This window comes from Actinoallomurus purpureus (assembly GCF_024055795.1).
Taxonomy (GTDB): Bacteria; Actinomycetota; Actinomycetes; order Streptosporangiales; family Streptosporangiaceae; genus Actinoallomurus; species Actinoallomurus purpureus.
On sequence record NZ_JAMXMY010000010.1, the window covers coordinates 81,415 to 101,475 of the forward strand.

General features: G+C 69.4%; 25 protein-coding genes, 1 tRNA gene and 1 pseudogene. 8 read left to right on the forward strand and 19 right to left on the reverse strand.

The annotated features are described in order from the left end of the window. Window positions 1–60: 60 nt before the first annotated feature. Both NE236_RS19630 and NE236_RS45495 read right to left on the reverse strand, forming a co-directional pair. On the reverse strand, window positions 61–603 hold the full coding sequence (locus NE236_RS19630; RefSeq protein ID WP_252843479.1) for a TlpA family protein disulfide reductase: 543 nt from the start codon (window positions 601–603) through the stop codon (window positions 61–63). A 187-nt stretch (window positions 604–790) separates the two neighbouring features. Continuing rightward, window positions 791–948 (reverse strand): annotated as a pseudogene (locus NE236_RS45495) (IS701 family transposase); the annotation flags it as partial. 405 nt (window positions 949–1,353) lie between these two features. On the opposite strand from NE236_RS45495, the gene NE236_RS19635 reads away from it, so the two are divergent. The 3 genes from NE236_RS19635 to NE236_RS19645 all read left to right on the forward strand — a co-directional run bounded on the left by NE236_RS19635 (window position 1,354) and on the right by NE236_RS19645 (window position 4,391). Beyond that, window positions 1,354–1,911 (forward strand): RNA polymerase sigma factor, encoded by a 558-nt coding sequence (locus NE236_RS19635; RefSeq protein WP_252843480.1) that lies wholly within the window; start codon window positions 1,354–1,356, stop codon window positions 1,909–1,911. Then, window positions 1,908–2,861, forward strand: a complete 954-nt coding sequence (locus NE236_RS19640) for a CU044_5270 family protein (protein ID WP_252843482.1) — start codon at window positions 1,908–1,910, stop codon at window positions 2,859–2,861. Before NE236_RS19635 ends, NE236_RS19640 begins: the two co-directional genes overlap by 4 nt. Window positions 2,862–3,167: 306 nt before the next feature. Next, window positions 3,168–4,391: a hypothetical protein gene (locus NE236_RS19645; RefSeq protein ID WP_252843483.1), complete on the forward strand. Its 1,224-nt coding sequence runs from the start codon at window positions 3,168–3,170 to the stop codon at window positions 4,389–4,391. A 549-nt stretch (window positions 4,392–4,940) separates the two neighbouring features. Here the strand turns inward: NE236_RS19645 and NE236_RS19650 are convergent. The 4 genes from NE236_RS19650 to NE236_RS19665 all read right to left on the reverse strand — a co-directional run bounded on the left by NE236_RS19650 (window position 4,941) and on the right by NE236_RS19665 (window position 7,567). After that, window positions 4,941–5,558, reverse strand: coding sequence for an ATP-binding protein (locus tag NE236_RS19650; RefSeq protein ID WP_372494389.1), 618 nt, complete (start codon window positions 5,556–5,558; stop codon window positions 4,941–4,943). A 7-nt stretch (window positions 5,559–5,565) separates the two neighbouring features. After that, the gene (locus NE236_RS19655) at window positions 5,566–5,889 is read right to left on the reverse strand and encodes a TFIIB-type zinc ribbon-containing protein (protein ID WP_308209122.1); all 324 of its coding nucleotides are present in this window, start codon (window positions 5,887–5,889) and stop codon (window positions 5,566–5,568) included. Window positions 5,890–6,128: 239 nt separating this feature from the next. After that, complete coding sequence (locus NE236_RS19660; RefSeq protein ID WP_252843485.1) at window positions 6,129–6,656, reverse strand: HAD family hydrolase; 528 nt, start codon at window positions 6,654–6,656, stop codon at window positions 6,129–6,131. Between the two features lie 41 nt (window positions 6,657–6,697). Then, a complete protein-coding gene (locus NE236_RS19665) occupies window positions 6,698–7,567 on the reverse strand; it encodes an MmyB family transcriptional regulator (RefSeq protein WP_252843486.1) in 870 nt (289 codons plus the stop codon). A 167-nt stretch (window positions 7,568–7,734) separates the two neighbouring features. Between NE236_RS19665 and NE236_RS19670 the strand changes: the two genes are divergently transcribed. Continuing rightward, on the forward strand, window positions 7,735–8,748 hold the full coding sequence (locus NE236_RS19670) for a zinc-dependent alcohol dehydrogenase family protein (RefSeq protein ID WP_252843487.1): 1,014 nt from the start codon (window positions 7,735–7,737) through the stop codon (window positions 8,746–8,748). Between the two features lie 593 nt (window positions 8,749–9,341). On the opposite strand, the gene NE236_RS19675 is transcribed toward NE236_RS19670, so the two are convergent. Both NE236_RS19675 and NE236_RS19680 read right to left on the reverse strand, forming a co-directional pair. Next, window positions 9,342–9,944, reverse strand: a complete 603-nt coding sequence (locus NE236_RS19675) for a short chain dehydrogenase (protein ID WP_252843488.1) — start codon at window positions 9,942–9,944, stop codon at window positions 9,342–9,344. Window positions 9,945–10,044: 100 nt separating this feature from the next. Next, a complete protein-coding gene (locus NE236_RS19680; protein ID WP_252843489.1) occupies window positions 10,045–10,485 on the reverse strand; it encodes a MarR family winged helix-turn-helix transcriptional regulator in 441 nt (146 codons plus the stop codon). Window positions 10,486–10,591: 106 nt separating this feature from the next. Between NE236_RS19680 and NE236_RS19685 the strand changes: the two genes are divergently transcribed. Continuing rightward, the gene (locus tag NE236_RS19685) at window positions 10,592–10,942 is read left to right on the forward strand and encodes a DoxX family protein (protein WP_252843490.1); all 351 of its coding nucleotides are present in this window, start codon (window positions 10,592–10,594) and stop codon (window positions 10,940–10,942) included. On the opposite strand, the gene NE236_RS19690 is transcribed toward NE236_RS19685, so the two are convergent. Further along, window positions 10,939–12,150: an MFS transporter gene (locus NE236_RS19690; RefSeq protein WP_252843491.1), complete on the reverse strand. Its 1,212-nt coding sequence runs from the start codon at window positions 12,148–12,150 to the stop codon at window positions 10,939–10,941. The two genes, NE236_RS19685 and NE236_RS19690, sit on opposite strands and share 4 nt — an antisense overlap. A 79-nt stretch (window positions 12,151–12,229) precedes the next feature. Here NE236_RS19690 and NE236_RS19695 point away from each other — a divergent pair, with 79 nt between their 5' ends. Both NE236_RS19695 and NE236_RS19700 read left to right on the forward strand, forming a co-directional pair. Next, window positions 12,230–12,823 (forward strand): CGNR zinc finger domain-containing protein, encoded by a 594-nt coding sequence (locus tag NE236_RS19695; protein ID WP_252843493.1) that lies wholly within the window; start codon window positions 12,230–12,232, stop codon window positions 12,821–12,823. 430 nt (window positions 12,824–13,253) lie between these two features. After that, window positions 13,254–13,559, forward strand: coding sequence for a type II toxin-antitoxin system VapB family antitoxin (locus NE236_RS19700; protein ID WP_252843494.1), 306 nt, complete (start codon window positions 13,254–13,256; stop codon window positions 13,557–13,559). A 3-nt stretch (window positions 13,560–13,562) separates the two neighbouring features. On the opposite strand, the gene NE236_RS19705 is transcribed toward NE236_RS19700, so the two are convergent. The 10 genes from NE236_RS19705 to NE236_RS19750 form a co-directional block, all read right to left on the reverse strand. Further along, complete coding sequence (locus NE236_RS19705) at window positions 13,563–14,702, reverse strand: alpha/beta hydrolase (RefSeq protein WP_252843495.1); 1,140 nt, start codon at window positions 14,700–14,702, stop codon at window positions 13,563–13,565. Between the two features lie 138 nt (window positions 14,703–14,840). Continuing rightward, a complete protein-coding gene (locus tag NE236_RS19710; protein ID WP_252843497.1) occupies window positions 14,841–15,758 on the reverse strand; it encodes a phosphotriesterase family protein in 918 nt (305 codons plus the stop codon). Then, window positions 15,755–15,907 carry a carboxymuconolactone decarboxylase family protein gene (locus NE236_RS19715; protein WP_252843498.1) on the reverse strand — a complete coding sequence of 51 codons (153 nt, stop codon included), beginning with the start codon at window positions 15,905–15,907 and terminating at the stop codon, window positions 15,755–15,757. Before NE236_RS19715 ends, NE236_RS19710 begins: the two co-directional genes overlap by 4 nt. Beyond that, window positions 15,904–16,482, reverse strand: coding sequence for a DUF4865 family protein (locus NE236_RS19720; RefSeq protein ID WP_252843499.1), 579 nt, complete (start codon window positions 16,480–16,482; stop codon window positions 15,904–15,906). Before NE236_RS19720 ends, NE236_RS19715 begins: the two co-directional genes overlap by 4 nt. Window positions 16,483–16,509: 27 nt before the next feature. Next, window positions 16,510–17,082, reverse strand: a complete 573-nt coding sequence (locus NE236_RS19725; protein ID WP_252843500.1) for a TetR/AcrR family transcriptional regulator — start codon at window positions 17,080–17,082, stop codon at window positions 16,510–16,512. A gap of 411 nt (window positions 17,083–17,493) precedes the next feature. Further along, window positions 17,494–17,583: transfer RNA gene (locus NE236_RS19730), tRNA-Ser, on the reverse strand. Between the two features lie 11 nt (window positions 17,584–17,594). Further along, entirely contained in the window at window positions 17,595–18,044 is a 450-nt protein-coding gene (tadA, locus tag NE236_RS19735) for a tRNA adenosine(34) deaminase TadA (RefSeq protein ID WP_308209123.1), read from the reverse strand. A 47-nt stretch (window positions 18,045–18,091) separates the two neighbouring features. Further along, window positions 18,092–18,544: a tRNA adenosine deaminase-associated protein gene (locus NE236_RS19740; RefSeq protein WP_252843502.1), complete on the reverse strand. Its 453-nt coding sequence runs from the start codon at window positions 18,542–18,544 to the stop codon at window positions 18,092–18,094. A gap of 26 nt (window positions 18,545–18,570) precedes the next feature. After that, on the reverse strand, window positions 18,571–19,047 hold the full coding sequence (locus NE236_RS19745; protein ID WP_252843503.1) for a tRNA adenosine deaminase-associated protein: 477 nt from the start codon (window positions 19,045–19,047) through the stop codon (window positions 18,571–18,573). A gap of 85 nt (window positions 19,048–19,132) precedes the next feature. Continuing rightward, entirely contained in the window at window positions 19,133–19,321 is a 189-nt protein-coding gene (locus NE236_RS19750) for a hypothetical protein (protein WP_252843504.1), read from the reverse strand. Between the two features lie 32 nt (window positions 19,322–19,353). On the opposite strand from NE236_RS19750, the gene upp reads away from it, so the two are divergent. Then, the gene (upp, locus tag NE236_RS19755; RefSeq protein WP_252843505.1) at window positions 19,354–19,992 is read left to right on the forward strand and encodes a uracil phosphoribosyltransferase; all 639 of its coding nucleotides are present in this window, start codon (window positions 19,354–19,356) and stop codon (window positions 19,990–19,992) included. Window positions 19,993–20,061 lie beyond the last annotated feature (69 nt).

Here is a 20,061-nt window from a genome sequence, read left to right on the forward strand (position 1 = left end):
GGAAAGAGGCGAACGCGGCGGCCGGGGCCGGCGGGGTATGGGGGATGGCCCTTCGGCGCGTTAAGGGGCGACCAGCTCGGTCCGCAGGGCGGCGACGCCCACGCCCGCCGAGGTCACCATGCCGTTGGGGCCGTACCAGGCGTAGGTCGGGTAGTGCTTGGCTCCGTACCGCTGCGACAGCTCGGCCTTCGAGTCCTCGGCGATCACGATGTCCATCACGTCGCTGAGCATCGCGGCCAGTTCGCTGTCGGCCGAGTCGTCTCCGTGAACGATCGCCAAGGAGGTCCCTCCGGCGGCCCGCAGCCGCTCGGCGTGCCCGGCGAAGACGGGCACGGCCTCGACGCAGGCCTTGCACGTGAGCGAGAAGAATCCGACCAGGGTCTCCTTCCCGAGCAGGGTCCGCTCCGTCACGGCGGTGCCGTCGAGGGCACGGGCCGAGAAGCTCGGAATCCGATCGATCATCCGGACGTTGGAGACGGCTCCGGTAGGGAGGCCACCCATGGCGTCCAGCTCTCGCCACCGGCGGAGCATGACCAGAAGGATCGCCAGGTTCAGCACACCGACGACGCCGACCAGCACCAGCCCCACTACAGCGAATATCACGACATGCGTCCTCTCCCCGAACCTATGGGCACCGGTAGGCCGCGACCACTCGTTCATGATCGTCTAAATGAGGTCTAGCCGCAATGCCGGATATTTGGGGCCGGTTTGCCGGTGTCATGGGGTTGTTGTTCGATGCCGCTGGTCGCGGTGTCCTGATCGGGAGATCTAGTACGGCAGCCGCCAATTGTTAGCTGACCAGGGCATTTCCTCGGTTTAGGCGAGTGCGTCGGTGGAACCAGCGTGAGCTGCCTGGTGGCGGCGTCGCCTATCCAGCCAGCGCGCGGTGTGGTCAGGTGGGTACGCGCGTTGGAGGGCGGCAGCGAGCAGGCGCCTGATTTCCGGGACGCCTGAGGCGCCGCCGGAGACGCTTGAACAGCCCCTCGTGACCCAGGAGCAGGGCTGCCGTCTGATGGGCCGACGACCACCCGTAGGCAAGCGAAGCGAGTCTGCCGACGGCCCTGCGGCCGTCCCGCCCGCGCTTCTCTGGCCGAACCAGGCCAGCCCTCTGCGGGCTCGCCCCCAACCGGCCGATGTCGGCATCAAGGTCACCCGACGAGACCGGATCAGTGAACTCCTCGACGAATACGACCAGGTCACACAGACAGGCCTTCGGGCACCGACGGGATACGCTCACACGGCGCGATCGATGTCGTGCCCGCAGTTCGGCCCGGGCCCGCGGCTCGCGCTTGATCATCGGCGTCAGTGACCTAGATCACGGGAACTCGTCGGCGGCAACGGACAGATACGGTTGTGGAACGAACACTGCGTGCCCGGCTCAGAGCCGGCGATTCAGCCGCCTTCAGCGAGCTGTTCGATGAACACGCATCAGCGATTTATCGTCATGCCGCCCGGTTGACCGGGGATCGGACCGTCGCCGAGGACGCAGTGTCCTTGACCTTCTTGGAAGCATGGCGGTTGCGTAAGCGGCTGAAGCCCGAAGAGGGCAGCGTGCTCCCCTGGCTTTTCGGACTTGCCACCAACGTTATACGTAACCAGGCTCGTACCGCCCGGCGACACAAAGCGGCGATGTCCCGGTTGCCCACCCGCGATTTGATTCCCGACTTCAGCGACGAACTGATTGCCCGGTTCGAGGATGCCGAACGAGTGGCGGCCGCTCGTACGGCACTGGAGACGCTGAGTGACACCGACCGGGAAATCGTCATGCTGTGCGTCTGGGCAGGGTTGGACTATGCGGCCGCCGCGGAGGCCCTGGGAATCCCGGTGGGCACGGTGCGGTCCAGGCTGTCGCGGGCAAAGGTCCGCCTGCGTGAACTCACCGCGACGATGATGCAGAGAGAGAACCGATGAACACCGAGTTCAAAGAGATCGCCGACATGCTTCCGGGCATCGGAGACCCGGAACTTCCCTCGATGCGACACCGCCAGCTCAAAGAGCACTTCATGCGTGAGGTCACTGGACATCGCCGGGCCGGCCGGCGGATCCGCCTGGCCGCCCTGCTGGCTCCGCTCGCCGCAGGAGCAGCCGCGCTGAGCCTGGCCATTCCGGGATTGGTCGGTCACGGTTCGCACTCGGAGGAGGTGGCGTACGTCCCGGTGAAAATCATCCATGTCCCTGTCGCCTCAAAGAAAGGCGTCGCCCGGACGCTGAACCAGATCGCGGACGCCGCCGCTCGTGTACCAGCGGTCACCGCCGGCCAGTACGCCTACACCAAGAGCATGGTGGAGAGCACGCGACCCACGGAGCAGCGCAGCTTCGACGGCCCCGTCGAAATGATCGCTCTGCACCCGCGCCAGGTATGGATGCCCCTGGACCTGCTCAAAAAGACGGGGCTCGCCCGGGAGAGCGGACAGGACACGACCTTGCACTCGGCCATCGACAGCCTGGGCTACAAGCAGCTCGCCACGCTGCCCACGGATCCGGCCACGCTGTTGAACCGCCTTTACGTCCGTCAGGGTGACCGGGATCCGGCGCGCGCGTTCGATCAGATCCAGACTCTGATGAACGAACAGATCGTGCCGCCGGCCACCCGTGCCGCGCTCTACCGGGCGACCGCGCTCATCCCCGGCGTACGCGTGGTCAATGCCTCCGAGGACGCCCTCGGCCGCAAGGGGATCGCCGTGTCGTTCGACGCGCACGGGGAGCGCACCGAGTGGGTGTTCGACAAGACCTCTTTCGCCTACCTCGGTGATCGCGACTACCTGATCAACAATTCCAGCCAGGGCAGGGCCGGCACCCTGATGAGCGCCAGCGCCGTCCAGACCCAAAAGCTGGTGAGCGACAAGGGCCGGCTCCGCTGAGCTGTTTGCGAGTAACCCCACGTCGTTGCGACAGCACCGTTCACCGGCGGCGCCAGTGCCATTGAGAACCTACGCCCGGCTTCGTCGCCGCCGGAACCGGCCGGGGACACCCCCGCGAGCGCCGCGCTGTGGTGGCGATCATGGTGTTAGAGTCTCGTGTCTCCCAAGATCTCAGTGACATGAGGCGTAATGCGCATTTCTCGTTTCGGCCGTTCCGTGAGCGCCGTTTCCGGGTTCATCGCGCTTGCTTTGTCGATTGGTCCGGCATCCGGCGCGATAGCGGCGGCACCCGCCCAGACTGTGATCGTGATGTCACCGATCCGGAACATCGCCTACGGCGATTCGACGGTGACGATCCACGGCACACTTGAAACCCGCGCCTCGAACGCGAGCGACGCCCGCCCGATCGCCGGAAAGCCGGTGGACCTGGCTCTGCAGAACAGTTGGCCTCGGAAGGACCTCGGTACGGTGACGACCGGGGACGACGGCACATTCTCGCTGACCACCACGCTTCCCGAACCCGGCATGGTCATGGCCACGTACTCCGGAGACGCGGACTACGGCCAGTCGAAAAGCGGTAGGACAGCAAGGCCCACCACGCACCTGCCAGCCCGGATCACCTTGAGTCCGCTTCCCGCGACCGCGGTCGCGTACAGCACGGTGCCGATTTCTGGAAACGTGGAGATGCAGACCCCCGACGGCCAGTGGATCCCCGCGCCCGACACCACCGTTCGGATCGACGACGACGGCGACCCGCAGCAGACGCGGATAGCCGTCAGCACCGACGGCTCCGGCGCGTTCCGCACCAATGCCTACGTGACGTCGTCAGGCCCGTGGACCGCCGCCAGCACTGGAGACGACTGGACCTTCGCCGGCGCCGCGCGCAGCGCCGCGCAGACGATCAACGTGGCACCGACGCCGGTTCAGATCAGCGACTTCACAGCGGTCTACAACGGAATCCCGGTGCGTTCGGTCGCCGCCTCCCAAGGACTTGCCTTCAGGGCGAGCGTCTGGCCATACGTAGGCGGCCAGACCGCCGATCTGTACTTCCGGCCGCGCGGATCGACGGCTTGGAAGCTGATGGACTCCTACCCGGTTGAGCAGTTCGGCGACGTCACGGTCTCGGGCATCTCCGGATACGTCGCGAAGGGCCGGCCGCGTGAGGGTTCGTGGCAGATGCGCACGGCGGCGACTCCGCTGCTCCAGGCAGCGGCGACCCAGGCTTTGCCCGTACAGGTTTACCTGTCGACTTCCTTCCACGGTCTGAAGGTCAAGAAGGCACATAAGAAGGCCTACCTCGAAGGCCGGCTGTACTCCGAGAACGGACCGCTGGCAGGCCAGAAGATCGCCCTCGAATACCGCACCCGTAAGGGGACCGCCGAGCATCGCGTCACGATCGTCACGACGAGCAAGGGTGGTGCCTTCCAGGTCAGGTTGCCCGCCAGCCGCCGGTACTACCGCGTGCTGACCACAAAGCTCACCGGCGACTACGACGGTGTGATCAGCCGCGAGATCTACTTCTCCGGCTGAGGATCGGACCTCGCTTCCGGGCCGGCACCCCAGCAGGGTGCCGGCGCGCCCGCTGACTGGTGCCGTCGGGGCTGAATGCCGCGCCGAGCCGCCGCCGTACCGCGTAGGCGTCCAGCGCGCCGGTGGTCGGTGATCCAGAGGCCGACGAGCGTCTGCTGGATGATGCGATGACGCGGGTGGGCTCGGGCGGTGGCAGATGGAAGTCCGGGTGTTCGATGAGGAACGCGGCGCGGGTACCGCCGCCGACGGGGCCGTTGTAGGAGGTCTAGTTGCCGCTCACGGCCTTGGCGGCGTCAGTGAGGATGCCGACGACTTCGGCTGGTTCGGTGGGTGAGCCGGGCAGCGCGTCGAACGGCACCTCGGGGTGACACCCGCCATAGGCGGCATACGGACAATCCCCGTGGCGGCAGAACGCCCACGGATCTCCGGCGGATCACCCACACGGTTTTCGGCAGAACGCCCACCAAGGTATCGGCAGAACGCCCACCAAGGTATCGGCAGAACGCCCACGTGACCGCCCCCAGCTGCGATAACGCGTGTCCTTCGACGCTAGATCTTCTCGCTCTCGAGCACCCAGGCGCAGACCTGGTCGGCGGTGGATTCGACGGTCTCTCTCGTCGTGTCCAGGAGCCGCATCGGGGGTTCCATCGAGACGGCCTCGGCTCGGACCCAGTCGTTGTACTCCAGCATCTCGGCGATCCGCGGCTCGGACCACTCCCGCCACGCCGGACGCGCCCGGAGCCGGGCGGCAAGGATGTCCGGATCGCAGGTCAGCGCTAGGTATCTGATCTCCTTGAACAGCGCCCGCTCGGGCAGCGGCTCGAACTCCGGCGGCACGACGGTGCCGCACAGCAGCACCGGCCGGCCGTTCTGCTGGATCATCGCGGCCATCGCCAGCCACGCCGACCGGAACCGTACCGGATCGCACAGGCCCGCCTGCCAGAGCACGTCCTGCTCCAGTACGACGAAATGCCCGCTCAGCCGCTCGACGAGAAGGCGGGCCACGGTCGACTTGCCGCAGCCGCTGGGCCCGGTGAGCGACCACAGTGGCAGCCGGACGAACGGCTGCTGGTGGCCGCATACGGCGCAGACGACGGCCGGCGGCTCGGCGATGACATGGGGAGGATCTGCGCGCGCCCCACAGCGTGCGCAGATGAGCGGATTCACTGGACCGTCAGTCGAACAGTTCCTCGAGGAATCCCCGTCGGCGGCGCTGGTGTCCGTACGGCGGGGGCGAATCCTTGTAGTGACCCTGGTGCGGGGCATGGCCCGGCTGGTACGGCGGCGGGGAGTCGCGGCGCCCCTGGTACGGAGGCGGTGAGTCCGAGTAACCGCCGGGGTAGGGCGGCGGCGCGGCATAGTGCCGCTGCTCCGCGTGCATGATCTGCTCAAGCTCGCCCCGGTCGAGGAAGATGCCGCCGCACCCCGCGCACTGTTCGATGTGGATGCCTTGTCGGTTGAACGTCTGCATTGGGCTGTGGCACTTTGGGCAGATCACAGCCTCAGCGTAAAGGACCGGCACGGTCCCTGATGGCGGATCAGAGCCCGCGTGCACACAAACCCACTCGCCGGAGCGGGTTCCCCCAGGTCAATGGAGATCATGAAGCCCCTTTGTGTGCGAACGGGTCCAGCGGCCGCTACGTCATGTGCTGCCGGGGCATTCAACGATCATCATGCGCGGAGCCGTCATTCACGCGCCCGGGGTCGTGCGCTTCGAAGAGCACCCCGATCCGGAGATCACCAAGCCCACTGACGCGATCGTCCGCGTTTGCGAGCGATCCCAACCAGCGGCGGACGCTCAAGCTCATCAAAGCCGAAGGCACCGATCTCGAAGTCAACGTAGGCGTGCAGGCCGAAGGCCGCCAGCTTGCCGAACGCGATCGAATCCAGGTTCCCTGTGAGGACGGACTGCACCACCTCAGGCCGGACCGCGAGGGCTGACAATGCCTCCCGCGCACCAGGTAGCGTCTTTCCACATCGCTCGATGTCGTCTTCGCGGTCCGCGAAGGCGGTCGCCAGCTCTTTGCCGAAGGCGGCCAGAAGATTTTCGCTCGGCGTAATGCGATGAAGGCGGAGCGTATCGGAGATGATCGCCCGATCGGTCTTCCCCGCCATGTCCGCGAGACGTTCAAGAGCGCGGCCGGTGACCTCACGGAACACCGTCGCGTAGATCTCCGCACTGAGCCCGCCGATACTGACCAACGTGTGATCGATGTCCCATAGGGCCAGAGTCCGCACGCCGGAATAGTAGTTGGCGAGGCGCACGCTTCCCTGATCAACAGGGAAGGTTGAACGGCGACGTCGGCTCATCTCCGATGTCGTGCGGCGGCACCGGCCGAAGCGTCGGCATCCTGCGCCGCAGGCTTGTCGGTCGTTCCGCCCGCCCGATGGCGCTCGGCTCGGAGTCGGAGGAGGTCGGCGGTGGCCTGGTCGGCGGGCAGGAAGGCCTCCAGGTGGAGTTCGGCGAGCGTGATGTCGGTCGCGGTGGCGAATGACGTCAGCGTGGTGATCAGTCGCAGCTCGCCGTCCGCCGACGCCAGCCGCATAGGCACGGAGAAGCCGAGGTGTTCCGGGCCGACCGGGGTCTCGGAGACGTATCCGGCCAGCTCGGCGACGAAGTCGTCGAGGCGCGGATCCGGGCTGCGGCGTGCCCGGGCGCGGAGGTTCTCGATGACGTGGCGGCCCCACTCGCCCAGATTCTGAACCCGTCGCCCCATCCCGTCCGGATGAAGCATGAGCCGCAGCATGTTGAACGGGGGCGCGAACAGCTCCGGCGACGCGCCCTCGGTGAACACCTCGACAGCGTCGTTGGCCGCCACCACCCGGCCGTACGGGGCGGTGACGAGCGCCGGATACGGCAGGTGGGCGTCCAGGATCTGCTCGAGGGCGGTGCGGACCGGGCGCAGCGCCGCCTCGTCCAGGCCCGACTCGCTGAACGCCGGAGCGTAACCGGCGGCGGTGAGCAGGTCGTTGCGCTCCCGCAGCGACAGACCGAGCGACTCGGCCAACCGGATCACGATCGCGCGGCCCGGCTGGGAGCGGCCGCTCTCGATGAAGCTCAGATGACGCTGGGTCGTGCCGGCCAGCACGGCGAGCTCGAGCTGGCTGAGTCGCCGAACCCGGCGCCAGCGCCTCAGCTCCGCGCCCACGCCGATCCGCTCCGTCGCAATGGTCACCAGGCTGTTCTACCGGGGCGCCAGGGGAGCCGGCGATTCCCTCGGGGGAATTGCCGGATGTCACGCCCCTTCCGCAGGATCACCCCCAGCGTGGGCCGGGCGGATCACCGCGGTGCCCCTCGCGACATGACCCACGCGCTCACGAGAAGACTCCGAAAGGCCGTTCGATGAAGAGCTATCACCTTGATCCTGGCCGGGGACTCGCCGGATTGACGGTCCAGGACCACGCCGAGCCTGAACCCGGGCGGGGGCAGGTGGTGGTCAGGATGCGCGCGGGCGCACTCGGCTTCCGTGACCTCCTGGTGCTGGCCGACGACTATCCCCTGCCGATCAGACCGGGCGTGGTTCCCGGCTGCGAGGGGGCCGGAGAGGTCGTGGCAGTCGGGGAGGACGTCAGCCGGGTGAAACCGGGTGACCGGGTGGCGGCCACCGTCTTCCCCCGCTGGCTCGACGGACCGTTCCGGCGGGAGAACGCCGCTCAGCTCGGCACCATGATCGACGGAATGCTCACCGAGTACGCGGTACTGAGCGAGGACGGTGTCGTGCCCATCCCGGAGCACCTGTCGTTCCAGGAGGCGGCGGCGTTGCCGCTGGCGGCCGTGACCGCGTGGAACGCCCTGACCAGCGGCGGCGCACCGCTCGCCGGCGAGACCGTGCTGACGCTGGGATCGGGGGCGGTGTCGCTGTTCACCCTGCAATTCGCCAAGCTGGCGGGCGCCCGGGTGATCGTGACCACGTCCAGTGCCGCCAAGGCCGCACGACTGCGGGAGCTGGGAGCGGACGAGGTGATCGATTACCGGGAGAACCCCGAGTGGTCGGAGGACGTACGCGGCCTGACCGATGGCGTGGGCGCCCATCGCGTCATCGACGCGACCGGCCCGCTTGAGCAGTCGCTGAAGTCCGTCGCGCCGAGCGGCGAAGTGGCCTTCGTCGGCTACTGGCTGTCCGGCACCAAGGGGGCCAGGCCGGTCGATCCCGCGACGTTCTTCGGCGCGGGTGCGGTGCTGCGGCGCATCGCCACGGGCAGCCGGGCGCACTTCCTCGAGCTGAACCGGGCTGTCACAGCGCACCGGTTGCGTCCCGTGATCGACCGGGTCTTCCCGTTCGACCGCGTCCCGGGGGCCTTCGCCTACTGCGAGGCGGGCGGAGGCTTCGGCAAGGTGATCATCAGCCATGGTTGAGACACCGATGCGCCCGGGTCACGCGCGGCGGTCCACGACCGCGGCGGCCTGACTGTGGTCGCCTCGCTCTGCGGCGCGGATGCGGTCCGCTGATTGGGGGGTCTTTCCGGCATCCACGGAAAGCGAATTGTAGATCACCTTCCGAGTCCATGCGCCCGGACGGAGCACCTGCCGGGAGTCAAATGGCGGATTCCCGCCCTCACGACCGCCCATCACGGGGTGGGCGACAACAGGACCAGCTCCATCACGTGGAAATGCCGCATCGACGTCTGATCTGATGGGCGGGATCGGCCCGGGATGGTACGGGGTCCCCGGCCGAAGCGCGGACCAACCGCGACCGTCATTCGCCGGCGGCGTGAGCTGATGCGCCCCCGGACCTCATGGTTCGGGGGCGCGCGCAATTTCAGGGTCGGACTCGGTGGCGGCACTGACCCGCCGATCGCCCCGGAAGACGCTGGAGCCCGTCAGGGTTCTCGGTGCAGGTTCCGTCGTCGGCGCCGGGTCTGATGCACTCGATGAGTGCCTGGAGGGTGGCGAGTTCGTCGGCGTTCAGGCCGGCGAACAGCTCCGGCTCTGTGGCGCCTGGTGATCGCTCATTCCACGCGGTAGATCCGCCCGGTCTCGGGGCCTTCGATGGAGCGGACGTACGCCCCGGCCGCACGGCTCACCGGTACGGCGTCGAAGCCCGGGAAGATCGTGTCGTACGCCGCGAGCGACTCCTCGAAGACGGTGGGGCTGACCGCGTTGATGCGCTGCCGGCCGGGGAGTTCGATCGCGGCCGCTCGTACGAACGCCTCCACCGCTCCGTTGACCAGTGAGGCGACCGCGCCGGTACGGACGGGGTCGCGGGCCAGGATGCCGGTGATCAGCGTGTACGAGCCGTCCTCGGCGACGTGGTCGAGACCCTGACGGACCAGCTCGACCTGGCTGAGGGCCTTGCCCTCCAGTCCGTCGCGGAAGTCGCGCAGATCGAGTTCGGCGAGGGGGCGCCAGGGGACGGGGCCCGCCGCGCACCCGACGGCGTCGACCCGCCCCACCCGCTGGTACAGCTCTCCGATGGACGCGGGGTCGGTGATGTCGACGTGCAGGTCACCACCCTTGCGGGAGGCGGTGACGACCTCGTGGCCACGCCGCTGCAGGACCGTGTGAACCGCGCGTCCGAGGGTGCCGTTCGCGCCGACGAGAAGTACCTTCATACGCCGAGCATGCCGCTGGGACAATCATGAAGTCCAGGCGGGCGCGGCGCCGTTGCTCCGCTGTGAGCCAGAACCGCCCGCCGTACGACGCGAGGACGGGTCAGTGGTCCTCGGTGCAGGTTCCGTCGTCGGTGCCGGGTCTGATGCGCTCGAGGAGGCCCTGGAGGGTGTCGAGCTCGTCGGCGTTGAGGTCGGCGAACAGCTCCGCCTCGACGGCCGCGACGGCGCGATGGATCTCACCGACGAGTTCGGTGCCACGGTCACGGATCTCGACGATGTGGCGGCGCCGGTCCGCCGGGTCGCGTCGGCGTTCGGCCAGGCCGTCGTTCTCGAGGTCGTTGAGGATGGTCACCAGGACGCTCGGGTCGAGGCCGAGCTCCTCGACGAGGGCCTGCTGCCCCATCGCGCCCTTGTCGGCGAGCTGCATCAGCACGCCGCCATGGCCGGGCTTGAGGCCGTGGGCCGCCATGGCCTTCTTGATCCGACCGTTGGCGATCTGTCCTGAATAGGCCAGGACGAGGCCGGGACGGTTGGAGAGCACGCACCGATCATACAAGCAGCAGACGATCGACCATGGCATATAGTTGAAGACATTCAACTATCTGTTAGTCTCCATTCTCCTCGATCCCCAATCATCGGGAGCGCCCATGTTCCTCTCCTACGCCATCGTCGGGATACTCCTGGCGGTCGTCCTGCTGCTCTCGGCATCCGGCAAGCTCACCCGCAACGAGAAGATCGTCGAGGGCATCACCGGCATCGGCGTGCCGCTCGGCATGTTCCCCTTCTTGGCCGCCTGCGAGATCGCCGGTGCGGTGGGGCTCGTGATCGGGCTCTGGTACGCCCCGCTGGGCGTCGCGGCCGCGATCGGCGTCGTCCTCTACTTCGTCGGCGCCGCCGGCGCGCACCTGCGCAAGAGCGACTTCAAGGGCCTGCCCAACGCACTGGTGATGCTGATCGTCGCAGCGGCGGCCCTCGCGCTGCGGGTGCTGTCCCTCTAACGGCGGCGTTCGGTGCACCACGCGAGGAGCCCCAGGACGGGCAGGGCCGCGCCGAAGACGGTCAGCGTCGTCCAGCCCCCGTCGTGGTAGGCGAGCGACCCCAGCTGTGACCCGACCGCCCCGCCCAGGAAGAGGGTGGCGATGTAGGCGCTGTTGAGCCTGGCACGGGCGGTCGGGTCCAGGGCGTAGATGGTGTGCTGGCCGAGCACGAGGGTGGTCTGCACGGCCATGTCGATGAGGACCGCCGCGACGCCGAGCAGGATCACGCTGTGCCGGCCCACCCCCGCCACGCCGAAGGACAGGGCCGCGCCGGCGAAGGCGACCGCCGTCATCGGGCGGGTCAGCCCCCGGTCGGCCCAGCGTCCCGCCCACGGGGCGACCAGGGCGCCGCCCGCGCCGACGAGGGCGAACAGTCCGATGCCGAGCTGGGAGTAGTGGAACGGCGCGCCCGCGAGGACGAAGGAGATCGTCGTCCAGAAGGCGCTGAACGCGCCGAACATCGCGGCCTGGTACAGCGCCCGCCGCCGCAGCGCCGGGTGGACGCGCACCAGGTGGACGGTGGTGCGCAGCAGGCGGCCGTACGGAAGGCCGGTGCTGGGGGCACGGGGCGGCAGGGCCGCCCGGAGGGCGATCGCGAGGACCGCCATGAGGACGGCCGACGCGAGGTAGATGACGCGCCAGCCGGTGAGGTCGGCCAGCACGCTGCCCACCGTACGGGAGAGCAGGATGCCGGTGAGCAGTCCGCTCACCACCCGGCCGACGATGCGGCCGCGCGTGGCGTCCGGGGCCAGGTCGGCGGCGAACGGCACGAGGATCTGGACGACGACGGAGGTCGCCGCGCTGACGAGCGAGGCGGCCAGAAGAACGGGGAACACCGGCGCGGTGGCGGCGACGAGCAGTGCCGCGCAGGTCAGCGCGAGGAGGGTGGAGACGAGCCGCCGGCTCTCGAGGCGGTCGCCGAGGGGGACGAGGAACACCATCCCGGCCGCGTATCCGATCTGCGTCACCGTGATCAGCGCACCGGCGGCGAGGCCACTGATATGGAAGGCACGGGTGAACTCGGGCAGGAGGGGCTGCGCGTAGTAGAGGTTCGCGACGGTCATCCCGCACGACACCGCGAGCAGCAGCACGAGCCAGCCCGGCGGGCCGGACTCCGGCGCGGAGCGGGCGGGTGACGCCTCGGTGGGGGGAGAGGGTCGGAGAGACACGGCACCTCGCAATTAGAACCGGTTTAATTGGTTCTCCGGACGGTACCAGTTAAACCGGTTCCAGCGGTAGGCTGGGTCCATGCCCACGACCACCGACACCCCTCGGTTCCGTGAGGGAGCGGGCCGCCTGTGCCTGGACTTCATCCGTACGCTGCGATACCGGGGGACGTCGTCCGCGTCGGAGGAGCTCCCCGACGGCGCCGCTCTGGCCACCTGGGTCCGGCAGTGCGGCCCCTGTGCGCCCGACGACACCGTCGCGCCCGACCCCGCTCAGGCCGCCCGCGCCCGCGAACTGCGGGAGGCGGTGCACGCGCTGGTCATCGCGGCCGTCCGTACCGAAGACCCGGCGTCCTGCGGCGACACCGCCCTCCGGCACCTCAACCGGGCCGCGGCCGCCCCTGTGCCCGTGCCGGCCCTGGACGCGTCCGGGCGGATCCGCTGGAGGGCGGACGACCCCGTCACGGCCACGCTCGCCCTGATCGCGCGGGACGCACTGGACCTCGTCACCTCGGCCGCCATCACCCGCGTCCGCGAGTGCGCCGATCCGCACTGCGGGGCCCTCTTCCTGGACGGTTCACGGCCCGGCACACGCCGCTGGTGCTCGATGGGCACGTGCGGCAATCGTGCCAAGAAGACCACTCTGCGCCACAAGACGGCGCGGCCCGTACGCTGACCGCGGCCGGGGGTTTGATCTTCGTCCTCCTGGAGATCTCTTGGGCGTCTCGGGGGGACGCGGATACACCTCAGGAGGCATCGATGTTGCCAATCGTCGCGGCGATCTGCTTCGCCGTCGCTCTTGTCGCGGACTAGCTCGGAACCGGTTCGGACTTCTTCAACTACCCCACGCTGGACACGCTCGGCCTGCTGCTCCTCGCGCTGCACTTCGCCGGGTTCGGCGCCGGGTACGACTGGCGTGCAGGCGGCCGCTCCGTGCGGAGCAGGCGCCGCTGACACCACGCCGGCCGAACCTTCCCCGGCACGGCCCCTCCCGTGCCGGGTAAGCGCTCCCATGCGGGCGGACACCGCGCCCAGGTGGCATGGATCGGCCACTTCGCCGAGCAAAGAAGGCAAAGGTCGACCGGCACGGCACTAAACTGCATGGGGTGATCTTCAAGGCAGTAGGCGAGGGACGCCCCTACCCGGAGCACCAGCTCAGCTCCCGGGACTGGGCGAACCTTCCCCCACGCCAGGTCCGCCTCGACCAGTTGATCACGACGAAGGCCGGGCTCGACCTGAACTCCCTGCTGGCCGAGGACTCCACCTTCTACGGCGACCTGTTCCCGCACGTCGTGCAGTGGCACGGCCAGCTCTACCTGGAGGACGGCCTGCACCGGGCCCTGCGGGCGGCGCTGCACCAGCGCGTCGTCCTGCACGCCCGCGTCCTCGACCTGGACGAAGGCGCGCGCTAGCCCCTAGTAACAGGTACGGCCGGGGGCCGGCCGGCACTGCGACGCGTTCCACAGCCGTGGCGTCGCCCACGAGAACATCTTCGGGAAGGCCTCCCGCCAGGCCCCGTAGTTGTGCTGACCGCCCTTGAGGACCAGGAACGGCACGTCGGGTTGGTACCGCTTCACCAGGTCGACGAACGCCTGCGCCTGCACCAGGTCGACCTGCACACCACTGCCCGTCATCACCCAGAACCGGGGCAACCCCGCGTCCTGCCGGGGCTGTGCCAGCACCTTCAGCGGGGAGTTCGCGTCGCGCAGCGCCCTGCTGCCGGCGAACGGATCCACCGGCAGCGGCAGCCGGTTGCGCCGCAACGGCTCGTAGTAGCCGCTCAGCGAAGCGGAGATGCCGTACCGGTCGGGATGGCGCAGCGCGAGGTTGGCCGCGCAGTACCCGCCTTCGGAGAACCCCGCGATCCCCCAGGCGGGACCGGCCGGCTGCACGCGCAGCCGGGCCGCGACGAGATCGGGCACGTCATAGGCCACGTACGTCTCGTCCTGCTCGCCGCCGACGGTGTTCAGGCACTGCGTGGCCCGGTCCGGGCCGCCCCCGACGTCGGGGATGACGAGCACCGCCGGTTTGGCCTTCCGAGCGGCGATCAGCTTCCGGAACATCCCGGAGATCTTCAGGCGGCCCTCGTAGTCGCCCGGGTTCCCGGGGGCGCCATGGATGAGTTCGATGACGGGGAAGCGCTGCGAGGCGTACTGCCGCTGGAAGTACTGCGGCGGCAGGTAGATCATGCCCTGGCGGGTGATGTGGCTCTTCGCGCCGGTCAGCACCGTCTCGAGGGCGAAGCCGTTCTTGCGCGCCTGCCGCTTCTTCACCGCCTCGCCGAGCACCTGGTCGAGGCGGTCACCGAGGTCGGGTACGCGCGCCACGCTCGCCGGGGCCTGGTTGGTCAGGTCACGCCACGCGTCGTCCCAGCTCTGGTAGTAGCCGTAGAACCTGTTGACCAGCGCCACGCCGAACAGCATCGCCGGGGCGAAGGCGACCGCCCCGGCGACCATCTTCAACGCGAGCATCCGGGTCCGAACCAGCCAGTACAGCGCGCCCATGAAGCCCATCGCGAGCGCGGTGAAGGTGAGGAAGCCCTGTGGACCGAACACGACCCTCCCTACCCCGTGCCCTCGACGCTCGGCCGGACGACTCCGGTCAGTAAGCATGACGTCCGCGGCAGCGTGATAGATCCCGATGAAGCCTGCCGGAACACCAAGTTTCCTTTACCCACTTCCGGCACAGAGCGTTCAGCGCCGCCAGTCGACGGCGAACGCCCGTGCCGGGTTCTCGACGAAGATCTTTTCGGCGACGGCCTCGCCGAGGTCCCGTACGATCCTCGGGCGCATCACCCGCAGCAGGTACGGCATGCCGGGCCCGCCGCCGGTCGACGCCCGCGCGGCGGCGGTCGTCGTGTCGCCGCCCAGCAGCAGCCGGTCGGCGTGCCCCGCCTCCACGAGCGCCGCGAGCAGGTCGAACAGCCGCCAGTCGGTCGCGTGGTTCGCCCGGGACGGGCCGTCGAACGCCAGGAACGCCCCCGCCTCACCCGCCTCCACGTGCACGCTCGGGTCCGGGAAGCGGTTGAGATGCCCGAGGATGACGCGTTCCGGCGGCACGCCGTGCCGGCCCCAGAGCAGGTCGAGGACGTCGAGCGAGGCCGTGCCGAGCTCGTGGTGCACGCCGATGGGGGCACCCGTCGCATGGTGGGCGCGCGCCGCCGCGGCCATCACGGTACGGGCGTGGTCGTCCAGGCCGTGGAAACCACCCGCCACCTTGATCATCCCGGCCCGGGGGAGCCCGCCCCCGTGCATGCCCTCGGTCAGCTCTTCGACGAACAGCTCGTCCAGCCGCCCGCGAACCCTCTCGAGGACGTCCGGGTCGTAGTGCACCGCCTGGTGCAGCCCGGTCGCGGCGATCACGTGCACGTCACCGGCCCGCGCCACCTTCGCGAGCGCGTCCGCGCGCCGGCCCAGCCCGTACGGCGTCCACTGCACGACCGTACGGCCGCCGAGCGCCCGGAACCCGCGCAGCTCGGCCACTGCCGCGTCGACGTCGTCGAGCTCCTGGCCCGGCAGCCGCGGGCTGCGGAAGAACAGATGGTCGTGCGCGTCGCAGATCCCGAGTGCGTCCGCCGGAACATCGCCGAGGACGGTACGCGCGACCGTCATCGTCCCTCCCCGGCAAGCGCCGCTGCGGCGATCCGCAGCCCGGCCAGCGCCTTCGGCACCCCGATGTAGGGCGCCAAGTGCACGAACACCTCGACGATCTCCTCCACGGCCTCCCCGTCCAGCCGCGCCTCTGCCGCCTCGCCGGTCACCAGTGCCGTCCCCCCGGGAGGTCGTGCAGGTGCGGAGCCGACAGGTGCAGCACCTCGTAGCGGGCGCCGTCCGTCACCGAGGGCTCGTCCGTCCAGAGCGTGAAGTGCACGAGCTCCCACCGCCCGGGATCGACGGCGAGCGCCGTCGCGTGCACTCCGGGCGTACGGGCGAGGCGCCCGACCTCCTCCAACGCCGCCGCGACCGCCGCCTGCGGGTCCTCCCCGGCCGGAACCGGCTCCGTACGGCGCGTGGCCGCCTTGGGCGTCCCGCCGTACGCCGGCCCGCGCTCGAAGGCGGCCCCCGTCCAGTGCCGCACGTCCGGACGGCCGAAGTCGTCCACGATCCCGCCGAACCCTCCACCGCCGCAGAGGAAGCGGTTCATGCCGCCGACGGCGTCCCACAGGTAGAAGGGCGCGTACTGGTTCACGGGCGATCCGTCGACCCCCCGCTCACGGATGAGGAACGCCTTCAGCCCCAGCCCCCGGAAGTCGTCCATGGCCGCGCCCCGCGTCGCGACCCGATCACGGATGATCTTCATGTCGTAGTCGGCGGGCAGTGTGATCTCGTACTGCATCGCGTGCACAGGTGGTCTCTCTCGTGATCAGGCGGACGGCGTCGTCTGGGCGGCGAGCAGGCCCAGCACGCCCTTGATCGCAAACTCGAACGGCTCGACCGACGCGGCGGCACGGGCCAGCACGTAGCCGCCCTGCAGCGTCGCGACGATGGTCGCCGCGGTGGCGACCGGATCCAGGCCGCTCGCCAGCTCCCCCCGCTCCCGGCCCTCCGCGAGGACCCGCGCCAGCCGCTCCCGCAGCCAGCCGAAGGTCTCCTCCAGAGGCCGGCGGAGCAGGGGGTCGGCGATGACGTCCGGATCCTGGGTCAACCGCCCGACCGGGCATCCACGCAGGATCTCCCGCTCGCGCAGCAGATAGGTCTCGATGCGTTCGTACGCCGTGCCCGGCCCGGACAGCTCCCCCTCCGCCTTGGCCCGCATCTCCTCGGCGCTGCGCCGTACGGCCGCCAGCGCGAGATCAGGCTTACCGGCGAAATGGTGGTACATGCTGCCCTGACCGGCCCCGGCCCGCTGCTGGATCGCCTTGGGACTCGTCCCCACGTACCCGCGCTCCCACAGCAACTCGCGCGTGCTCTCGATCAGCCGCTCCCGCGTATCCATACCCCGACCGTACATACTAGTAGGTACAGCCGCAAGCGCACCCACCACGTGCGGGAGCGACCGCAGATGCGGGGTGCCGGGCCGCGCACACCGCCTGATCATCGAGGTTTCCACGCGTTGGCGATGCCGAGACCCCCGATGATCACGGGGAGCCGGAGCCCTCCGGCCGGTGCTCGGGGTCTGCGTAGCGGTGTGCGGTGAACGTCGTGGCCTCCCTGGACGTCGGTCGCACGCGCGAAGACGACCAAAGGCCGCCGAACGCAGCGGTGGGTGGCCCGAAAGGGACATCGAGCATGCGATGCCGAAGAGCGACCGCAGCGGCGCGGCGTAGCCGCGCCCCGGGGGGTCCGGGGGGTCGCCCCCCCGGATGGGATCCGGAAGCGGGAAGGCGGTCCGCAGGACCACCGAACATGGCGGTGGAGGTGGGATTTGAACCCACGGATGAGTTGCCCCATCACACGCTTTCGAGGCGTGCGCCCTCGGCCACTAGGCGACTCCACCAAGAGGGGAGCCTACCGGAAGTCGGACGGTCCTCGGTCCCGTCGGGCGGTGAAGAACTCGGTGAGCAGGGCGGCGCATTCGTCGGCGAGGACGCCGGAGATGACTTCGGGGCGGTGGTTGAGTCTGCGGTCGCGTACGACGTCCCACAGGGAGCCGACGGCGCCGGCCTTGGGGTCGAACGCGCCGAAGACGATGCGGTCGAGCCGGGCGAGGACGGCGGCCCCGGCGCACATGGTGCAGGGCTCGAGGGTGACGACGAGGGTGCAGCCGGACAGCCGCCATTCGCCTCGGTACGCGGCGGCCTGGCGGATGGCGACGATCTCGGCGTGCGCGGTCGGGTCACCGGTGCGTTCCCGCTCGTTGTGGCCGGCTCCGATGATCTGGCCGGTGGGGGCGAGCACGATCGCGCCGACGGGCACGTCGGCGGCGGCGCGCCGCGCCTCCTTCAGCGCGAGCCTCATCGCCTCGTCCATCGTCGGCCCGCCGGCGGCGCCCCTCACGGCCGTGGCTACCGGAGCCGGTCGTACTCCTCGGCGAACCCGGCGCCTTCGGCGATGACCGACAGCGCGTCACCGGGGAGGGTCCGCTCGCCGAGCGCGGCGAGGGCGTCGGGGCGGGTGCCGAGGTCGCCGAGGAGCTCCGGGTCGCCGACCGGGTCCCCGGTCGCCGCGTCCTCGGAGTCGTCGAACTGTTCGCTCAGCATGTCGGCCAGCTCGCTGCTGAGGGGCGCTCTGTCGTCGGAGAGGAAGATTCGGGGGTCTTCACCGTCGTCCAGGCGGACCACGGCGAACCATTCGTCCTCCTGCTCGACGAGGAGCACGACCGTGTCGGCCGCCGTCTCGACGGCGGCCTCGCGCATGATGTCTGCGATGTCATCCAGACCGGTGACCTCGGTGAGGTCGGGTTCGGTCCCGATCCATCCGGTGTCGCTGCGTGCGAACACCGCGGAGAAGTACGGCACGGTTCCATTCTCTCCCGAAGCGCGCGTCAGTCGATCGCGCGCTCGAACGCCGCGCCGAACCCGAGTCGCTTGGCGATGCTCGACAGCATCTCGTCGGGATACAGGTCGAGGTCGCCGGAGACGGCGCCGAGCTCCATCTCGTCGAGGCCGAGGTCCGCGAAGATCGACATGTCTCCGGCGGGGAGCACCTGGTCGAGCTCCTCGTCGTCGGGGATGTCGAGTTCGAGGTACTCGACGATCTGCTGCGCGAGGACCCAGTCCACGGACGCGGTGACGTCGGAGAGGAAGACCATCACCTCGTCGGCGCGCGCCCGAAGCGCGACGAAGAAGTCGTCGCCGACCGCGATCAGCCCGATGGTGCCCGCCAGGCTGGGCTGTTGTCTGAGGGCGTGGATCAGCCCCTCAAGGTCTTCGGTCAGTGCGATGGGAAGCTGCTCCACCTCCCAGGCGTCGTCCTCGCGATAGACGACGACAGCGAAGTCGGCCGTATCCAGTTCAGTCATCTCCACCCCACCCGCGCGCGTCCTGCTCGGGCATCTTTGCAGATGCCGGGGGCAAAGAGTCGCGGCACGGGAAACCCGGGTTCGGTCAGTTGGCTCTGAACGTGCGCATGCGGAGTGCTTCACGGACGCGTTCACGGCGCGATCGGCGTGGGCTCACGCGCTTGCGGAGCTCCTTCGCCTCGGCCAGTTCCCGGAGGAAGACCGCCCTGCGACGCAGTCGGTCACGGACCTCCTCGGGGCTCATCCCTTCGCTCATGGCGGGTACGTTCCCCATGCTCAGGCATCCATTCAGATACCGTTCGGGATATGAAGACCCTTGTCGTCGACCACCCCCTCGTCGCGCACAAGCTCACGACGCTCCGCGACGCGACCACCGACTCGCCCACGTTCCGCCGGCTCGCCGACGAGCTGGTCACGCTGCTGGCGTACGAGGCGACCCGCGACGTCCGTGTCGCCGCTGTGACGGTCGACACACCTGTCGCGTCGGCCGAAGGCGTACGGCTGACGCGGCCGCAGCCTCTGGTCGTGCCGATCCTGCGCGCCGGGCTCGGGATGCTCGACGGAATGACCCGGCTGCTGCCGACCGCCGAGGTCGGTTTCCTGGGCATGGTCCGCGACGAGGGCACCCTGAAGGCGACGACGTACGCCACGCGGTTGCCGGACGACCTGTCGGGCCGCCAGTGCTACGTGCTGGACCCGATGCTGGCCACGGGCGGCACGCTGGCCGCGGCGATCCAGCTCCTCATGAACCGGGGCGCCGACGACGTCACGGCGATCTGCCTGCTCGCGGCACCGGAGGGCATCGCCCACATGGAAGAGAAGCTCGCGGACTGCCCGGTGCCGGTCCGTGTCGTCACGGCCGCGGTCGACTCGCACCTGAATGAGAACGGCTTCATCGTGCCGGGGCTCGGCGACGCGGGGGACCGCCTGTACGGCGTCGTGTAGCGCGCGCCTCCGGGCGTCTCACGCCCTCTCGGCCGAGCCGTGAGGGTGGATGCCGCGCGAGCTCCGAAC